Annotated in this window: 6 protein-coding genes; all 6 read right to left on the bottom strand. The window is 53.9% G+C overall.

Features of this window, described 5'->3' with window-relative positions; all coding sequences use genetic code 11:
* Positions 1-409 precede the first annotated feature (409 nt).
* Positions 410-1,279: a nucleotidyltransferase-like protein gene (locus GYN08_RS21680; RefSeq protein ID WP_166279194.1), complete on the bottom strand. Its 870-nt coding sequence runs from the start codon at positions 1,277-1,279 to the stop codon at positions 410-412.
* Positions 1,280-1,414: 135 nt separating this feature from the next.
* The gene (locus tag GYN08_RS21675; RefSeq protein WP_328802996.1) at positions 1,415-3,061 is read right to left on the bottom strand and encodes a glycosyl hydrolase family 18 protein; all 1,647 of its coding nucleotides are present in this window, start codon (positions 3,059-3,061) and stop codon (positions 1,415-1,417) included.
* A 167-nt stretch (positions 3,062-3,228) separates the two neighbouring features.
* Positions 3,229-3,654 carry a Fur family transcriptional regulator gene (locus GYN08_RS21670; RefSeq protein ID WP_166279188.1) on the bottom strand — a complete coding sequence of 142 codons (426 nt, stop codon included), beginning with the start codon at positions 3,652-3,654 and terminating at the stop codon, positions 3,229-3,231.
* Between the two features lie 96 nt (positions 3,655-3,750).
* Positions 3,751-5,013, bottom strand: a complete 1,263-nt coding sequence (locus GYN08_RS21665; RefSeq protein WP_166279185.1) for a DUF4097 family beta strand repeat-containing protein — start codon at positions 5,011-5,013, stop codon at positions 3,751-3,753.
* Positions 5,003-5,575 (bottom strand): hypothetical protein, encoded by a 573-nt coding sequence (locus GYN08_RS21660; protein WP_166279182.1) that lies wholly within the window; start codon positions 5,573-5,575, stop codon positions 5,003-5,005. Before GYN08_RS21660 ends, GYN08_RS21665 begins: the two co-directional genes overlap by 11 nt.
* A gap of 48 nt (positions 5,576-5,623) precedes the next feature.
* Positions 5,624-6,337 carry an MgtC/SapB family protein gene (locus GYN08_RS21655; protein WP_166279179.1) on the bottom strand — a complete coding sequence of 238 codons (714 nt, stop codon included), beginning with the start codon at positions 6,335-6,337 and terminating at the stop codon, positions 5,624-5,626.
* Positions 6,338-6,372: the final 35 nt, after the last annotated feature.

Raw genomic sequence — 6,372 nt, 5'->3', positions numbered from 1 at the left:
TTCTCGATTGCTCAAGAATCTTATATTCTCATCGACGACTCGCTAAAGGTCAAAAACCTTGTCGCTTGTCGCGGGAACTCAAATCGCTTTGCCCGGAGGGGTCAGCGGTTTTCGTTCCTGACTCACTTACTGTTCAGTTTTCAAGGAGCAAACCGTGTATCTCTTGTCTTTCTCGTTCGTCGCTGTTTCTCAGCGGCGACTTTTATATCTTATCACTTTCGCAAGCAGTTCGTCAAGCACTTTTTTTAAAAGTTTTTTTCGAACTTCGAAGCGATTACTTGTTCCCAGCGACTTAGCGCTGAGTCCCTTTGAAGGGCGAGATTTAATTTATCATACACAAGCATTAAGCGTCAACCCTTTTTCGAAATTTCATCGTTCCACAGAGGTTGTAGGCTCTTTCCCCGACTGCTTAATTCAGGCTGTACCGGATCTCCCCGCTGCCCCATCCGCCCTTGCCTTCATGGGGCTGCTGCCTGATCAGAGAGCGGTATACCAGCTTGCGCACCACCATCGGCAGTTCATTCTTCACATATCGAAGCTCCGGGTGCCGCATCAGTTCTTCGATAGTCCAAGGTACTCTGCGGCTGCGGAGTACGCGAATCAACAACTCCGAACAAGCGGCCATTTTCGACATTACCGAGAATTCGCACGCCAACAAAACAAGTTCCACCCGCTCCCGCAGCGTTTCCCGGCTGAATGCCAACTGTTCATACAGCTTATACACCTGCGCGCTATGCTCACGTACTTGATTCCAGATCGTTTTCTCCGGATAGACCGATTTCTGTACGAGTTCGATACATGCCCAATGGTGCAGAGCTTTGAGCGTACTGTAATAAGCGTCCATCTCGTGCCCTTCCGTCAAGTGACGCTTGGCTTCCACATAATGGCGCAGAAAGCGCGCAAATTCGAAAAACAACCGCTGCTCTCTAAGGGGCTGCTCAAACTGCTCGACCTGCTGTCTCAAATGCAGAATTTGTCCCTTCACGTCATCGATTACCTCCCCTTGCAAAAAATAATGAACCAGCGAACGGTGTTCGCCCGTTACGATCCAACTTCTCAGTTCCTCTGCCCGCAGACTGAGGAATTGGTAGTGAACGCCGTTTTCGATACGATGCTGAGTCTTGCCTTCTTCGTCAAGCGTTTCAAAAATCAAAAACACCAGCACATCAAAATCTTGAAGCAGTGCGCCATGAAACTTTTCGTTGGGCCGATAGCAGGCGACGGCGCCGAGAGGAGCAGGCTTTATCGTTCTCCAATCGCCAAACGTAAATGGACTCAATCCGACTTCCTCCTCCTGCCGGGTCTGCGCGGCATCCGATTACACAACAACTGCGCAGCAGGCTGCGCAGTTGTTGTGAGTTGTTATTGTACTTATTCTACGCCGCGCAGCCCATTCCTTCTTCGCATGTTCCGATTACGGTTTGCCTATCGTACCGAGCACTTTCCAAGCTTCGTCCGAAGCAAATCCGCGTGTCCAACTGGCTGCGCCCGCCAGTTCGTACCGCTTCGCCAATTCGATCCGCCGTTTCAGCGATTCGCCGTCCTCCAACCAGATTCGTTTCAGCTCTCCGTCCTCTTCATACTGTACGTAATTTTGTCCCACGTCTTCGAGAAACTCTTTTTTGGCCCCGCTTTCGGCAATCAATCGCTGAGCCGTAACCATTCCGACTGCCGAAGAAGAAATTTTGGCGTCTCCGTTTTCTTTCGTTTCCGTCCACACCCGCGTATACAGAGGAATGCCGAGCACGAGCTTGGCGGACGGAACTTTATCTTCTTCCAGAACGCGTTTGACGGCTTTCTCGACCCATGGAAGGGAAGCCACCGATCCCGCTGTCGGACTGCTGGCCCAATGCTCGTCGTATGCCATCAGCATCATGAAGTCGACCGTTTCTCCCAGCGCATGGCGATCCAAAAATGCCGACCACATTTCGGTATTGGATTTCGGGGTCACGTCAATCGAGACCGTAAGTCCTTCGTTTCGAGCCCGAACCGTAAATTCGCGCACAAACTCGACGAACGGCTCTTTGTCTTCGGTATATACATTTTCGAAGTCAAGGTTGATTCCGTCGAGATTGAATTGCTTGGCGTAAGCCAGAACCTGGCTGATCGCTCGGGAGCGGGTCTCGTAGTCTTGCAGCATATCGCGCGTACGGTCGGCTTCAAAGCTGTTGCTGAACAAGCCCCATACCTCCATGCCGCGATTATGAGCGCGTCCGACATAAGCCGCATCGGCTTTGCTGTTCACGCCGCCCTCGCCGTCCGCCAATTCGAACCAGGTCGGGCTGACCACATTGACTCCCTGCATCTCCTCGATGACGTCGGCGCTCGGACGACGCTCGTAGACGGCTTCCCAAGCCAGGTTGATCTTTTTGTCTGCCCATTTCTGCGCTGCGGCAGTCGCTTCAGCCTTCATAACCGGGATGTTTTCCTCCCCTGTCAGCTTTACTTGATCTTCGGGAATGTAACCCGATCGACCGTCGTCCGTCTGGGCGTAGAGCCATCCGTCCTGTTCGCTCCAGATTCGAAGCGGAGTCCCTTTTTCCAAATCCGCCGCGATCGGCGATTTGGCCGCCGCTTCGCTCCGCAGCTTCGGAGAACCGATCAAGCCGCCGTCTTGCGCCGTTCCCGTACGGAACTTGTCTCCGGCCTTGAGCAGAATGACGCTGCCGTCCGGGCTCTCCTCCGCAACCTGCACTCCGTACATATGCTCAATCGCTTCTATCGGCACATACAAAAATCCGCCTGCTTCCTGCACGGGTGAATCGAGCGCATAGCTTTTCCCGTTCAGTTCGGCCGATTCGCTGTCCGCGGCCATCACCAGCATTTCGCTGCCCGTAGTCAGAATCGCCGTCTCTCCGTCCGGATCGCCATAAGCATACGCATTGATTTGTTCCCGAATCAGCGGCAGAGGGAGCTTCAGCGAGCTTCCGCTCCCGATTGCCGTATAACCGCTCCATTTTCCCTCTATGAAAATAGGTTTGCTTTTCCCCGCCCATTCCGGTTCTTCATGCGAAAAGCCGGGCAAAAATTGCCAGACTCCCCAGCCCGCGGCCGCAATCACGACGCCCAACAGAAGAACCTTTCCTGCACGTTTCTTCTTTTTGCGTCCGCGCGTTTGTCTGCTTCTTGTCACTTAACAACAGCTGCCCTTCTGCATAAATGCAAAGATACGCCATAAAAAAAAGCGTGGAAGCCTGATGGCTTCACACGCTTTATTGTAAGCAAACGTTATTGTTCGCCGCAACTTTTGCATACTCCGTAAACTTCCAGACGGTGCCCTTTGACCGTAAATCCCGTCGACTTTGCCGCCGCATGTTCGACTTCTCCCAGATAAGGATGGTGAAAATCCTCGATCTTGCCGCACTTCTCGCAGATGATATGATAATGCTCGCTGACATTTGCATCGAACCGGCTGGAATTGTCTCCGTAAGTCAGCTCGTGAATCATTCCGGCTTCGATCAGCATCTTGAGATTATTGTACACGGTGGCGACGCTCATGCTGGGAAATTGAGGACACAGCGCACGGTAAATCTCGTCCGCGGTCGGATGACCCATATTCTCCATGAGATAGGTTAAAATGGCATGTCTTTGGGGAGTGATGCGCACACCGTTTATTTTCAGCTGTTCCAAAGCATGTTGTACGCGTGTCGTCATCCCGTTCTCCTCCTTGCCGTTATTCCTCGGGTTACTCTCCATTGTAAGGTTTGTGAATATTTTTTGTCAACGTGCGAACTTTGCGGCGCTGCCCTTTCATTCGCTTCTGAAAATATTCAAATCTCCGTTTCCGTCGGCTTTTACCGAAAAAGAACCGTCTCCATAAGTTCCGCTAAGCGTCCGATCCTGAATGGCGAAAGGCAGCTCGCTGCGAATATCGCCGTACCCGTTCGATCCTTCCATCCGGTAGTCGCCGAAATCCGGAAGGGTCAAATCGATGCGCCCGACCGCGCTGTATACGGACCAGTCTCCCCTGACGACGCGAGACCGGACGTCAATGTTGCCGTTAAGCGTCTGGGCGGCGAGGTTGAAGTTGACGCCGTCTACTTCGAGGCTGCCGTTCCGCGTGTCGAGAGCGATATCGCCTATCGTGCCGCTCACGGCGATATTCCCCAAAATCGTAGTCAGATTAACCGAACCGGCCACATTTTCGCTTTCGATATCTCCCTGCTGGGTTTCGGCTTTTACGCTGCCCGCGACGGTCGATATCTGAATTGCGCCTTTGGACGTGGAGGCCGAAACATTGCCGCTTATGTTGGTGAAATCAAGGTTGCCCCCTCCGGTCTGAACGGAGATGGAACGCAGCGCCTGCACGCCGTTCAACGTAACGGAACCGCCGTTCGTCCGAATCTCCATATCGAAGCTTCTCTCCGGCGGCAGCAAAATTTCAAGGTTGATTCTCGGCTGCCTCCGCCCGGATGCGCCGTAAGACTGGGACTCGGTCGTAACGGCCAGCGTTTCGCCTTCGCTAATCTTGATTCCCGTCTTCCCTGCGATAGCTTTCGCTTCCTCCGGTTCCGTCTGATCCACCCAGACCGTGCTGCGAACACGAATACGGTCGGAGAATCCCCGCCGGATCACGATGTCTCCGTTGATCCCTTCCACGGACAGCTTCGTCATCTCCAATGCCGCGTGAACGTCGACGGACGGCTTCGCGAATTTATTGCCTTCCGCTTCGCTGAATTCGATCGCGGAATTGGTCAGGTCGAGGCTGACCTGATTCCACAAATGCAAATAATGGTTCTGCTGCGTGACGATAAAAACGGAAGCGCTGAGCGCCGAAGCGAGCAGCATGCCCGTGAAATCGATCCGGAAACGCCGGCCGCCGCCTCTTCGTCGGCGAAATACCAACAGCATGATTACGTATTCCGCTCCCCAGAGCACAAAAGCGGCCGGCCACCAACGGATCAGCTGCAGCATATCGTCTCTTCCGCGCAGCTCATCGCTGAGCAGCAGCAGTCCGACCGTCATAAGCAGGAGTGAAGCCGTCCAGCGTCCGATCCGAATTTTAGGGTTCATGGCGTTCGCCCCCTTCCGCGGCAGCCGAGGGGTGGGAAGAAGGGATGGCGCGCGACTGCCGTGCGGCTCTTCGCACACTTAATGCCTGCGCGATCGCCAGAATAATCCCCAGCAGAAAAAGCGCAAATGCAGCCGCTTCCCGGCCGTACTGCTCGATCAACTGCCGGAACCAGAGCGGACGACTGTGGAAAACCAGCAGCAGGCCCCCTTCGCCGAGCAGGATCAGAGCAAACGTCATGCTTTTTCGCCAATTGTAAAATTCGTTCTGTCTCGCGCCCCGCCGCTCATTGGCCCGGTCCGTTGCCTGCAAAACGTCATAGACGCTGTAAAAGTAAATGATCGGAATCGTCAAAGCGAGAAGAATCAGCAGCGGCACGTTGATTTTAATGCCCGTCGACGAAAAGTACAGCATAGCCTCGATAACAAGCAGGATCGTCAGCATGAACGAAATGCCTTTTTGAATCAGTCCCAAGTAAAGGTGTCCCGTACCGGGAACGATGGCGGACAGCAAACAGGCAACCAACTTTCGCTTCCGCCGCCTTGCTTTAGCGGTCTTTCCCATCTTCCGGGCCCCCTTTCTCCAAGCAGCGGTCCGTATGGACCGGCGGTTCTATTCGATGGCGACGGAATAGACGCCTTCCATTCTCAGCAGCTGATGCGTCATTTCGGCCGGGTCCATCTGCTTTTCCGAGGTGAGGTGCATCGTGATTTCAGCAGCTCCCGAACGTTCTCCCGGCTCGGACGCCAAGCTTTCGTCTTTGACGTGCACTTCCATTTTGCGGATGCGCACTTCGCGTTCTTTCATAAAATCGGATACCCTTTCCATCAATCCGCTGCCCGTTCTTCCGCGTATCGTCACGATGTGCCTGTGGTGTCCGCGTATATACCGCTGTTCGACGACATTAAGCATAAGCAGCGTCACGAATACAAAAAGGGTGGTTAAGATCGCGGCAAAATAAAATCCGGCGCCTACCGCCAACCCGATCGCCGCCACGACCCACAGCGAAGCGGCCGTCGTCAGTCCCGTAATGGATTTGCCGGTGAACAGAATCGTACCCGCGCCAAGAAAGCCGATTCCCGAAATCACGGCAGTCGCCAGCCGCGCAGGGTCGACCCGAACACTCGGCTGGTCCACAAACGCAACGAACCCGTACATCGATAGCAGCATGATAAGTGCCGAACCTACCGAGACCAGGATATGCGTTCGCAGACCCGCCGCATGGCTCGAACGTTCCCGCTCCCAGCCGATGAGTCCGCCCAGCAGCACCGCGCATACCAGCCGAAGAAAAATATGAACATTATCGATAAGCCAAGGATTCGTCATGTTTGGTCTGTGCTCCTTCAATTATACGGAAATGC

The organism is Saccharibacillus alkalitolerans (assembly GCF_011090185.1).
Classification (GTDB): domain Bacteria; phylum Bacillota; class Bacilli; order Paenibacillales; family Paenibacillaceae; genus Saccharibacillus; species Saccharibacillus alkalitolerans.
The sequence above is the reverse complement of the archived record's forward strand: the minus strand, read 5'-3'. Positions and strand labels throughout refer to the sequence as shown.

Excerpts from the sequence above, each read along its gene's own strand:
- GYN08_RS21670 (WP_166279188.1), bottom strand. The coding sequence starts at position 3,654 with ATGACGACACGCGTACAACATGCTTTGGAACAGCTGAAAATAAACGGT.
- GYN08_RS21665 (WP_166279185.1), bottom strand. The coding sequence starts at position 5,013 with ATGAACCCTAAAATTCGGATCGGACGCTGGACGGCTTCACTCCTGCTT.
- GYN08_RS21660 (WP_166279182.1), bottom strand. The coding sequence starts at position 5,575 with ATGGGAAAGACCGCTAAAGCAAGGCGGCGGAAGCGAAAGTTGGTTGCC.
- GYN08_RS21655 (WP_166279179.1), bottom strand. The coding sequence starts at position 6,337 with ATGACGAATCCTTGGCTTATCGATAATGTTCATATTTTTCTTCGGCTG.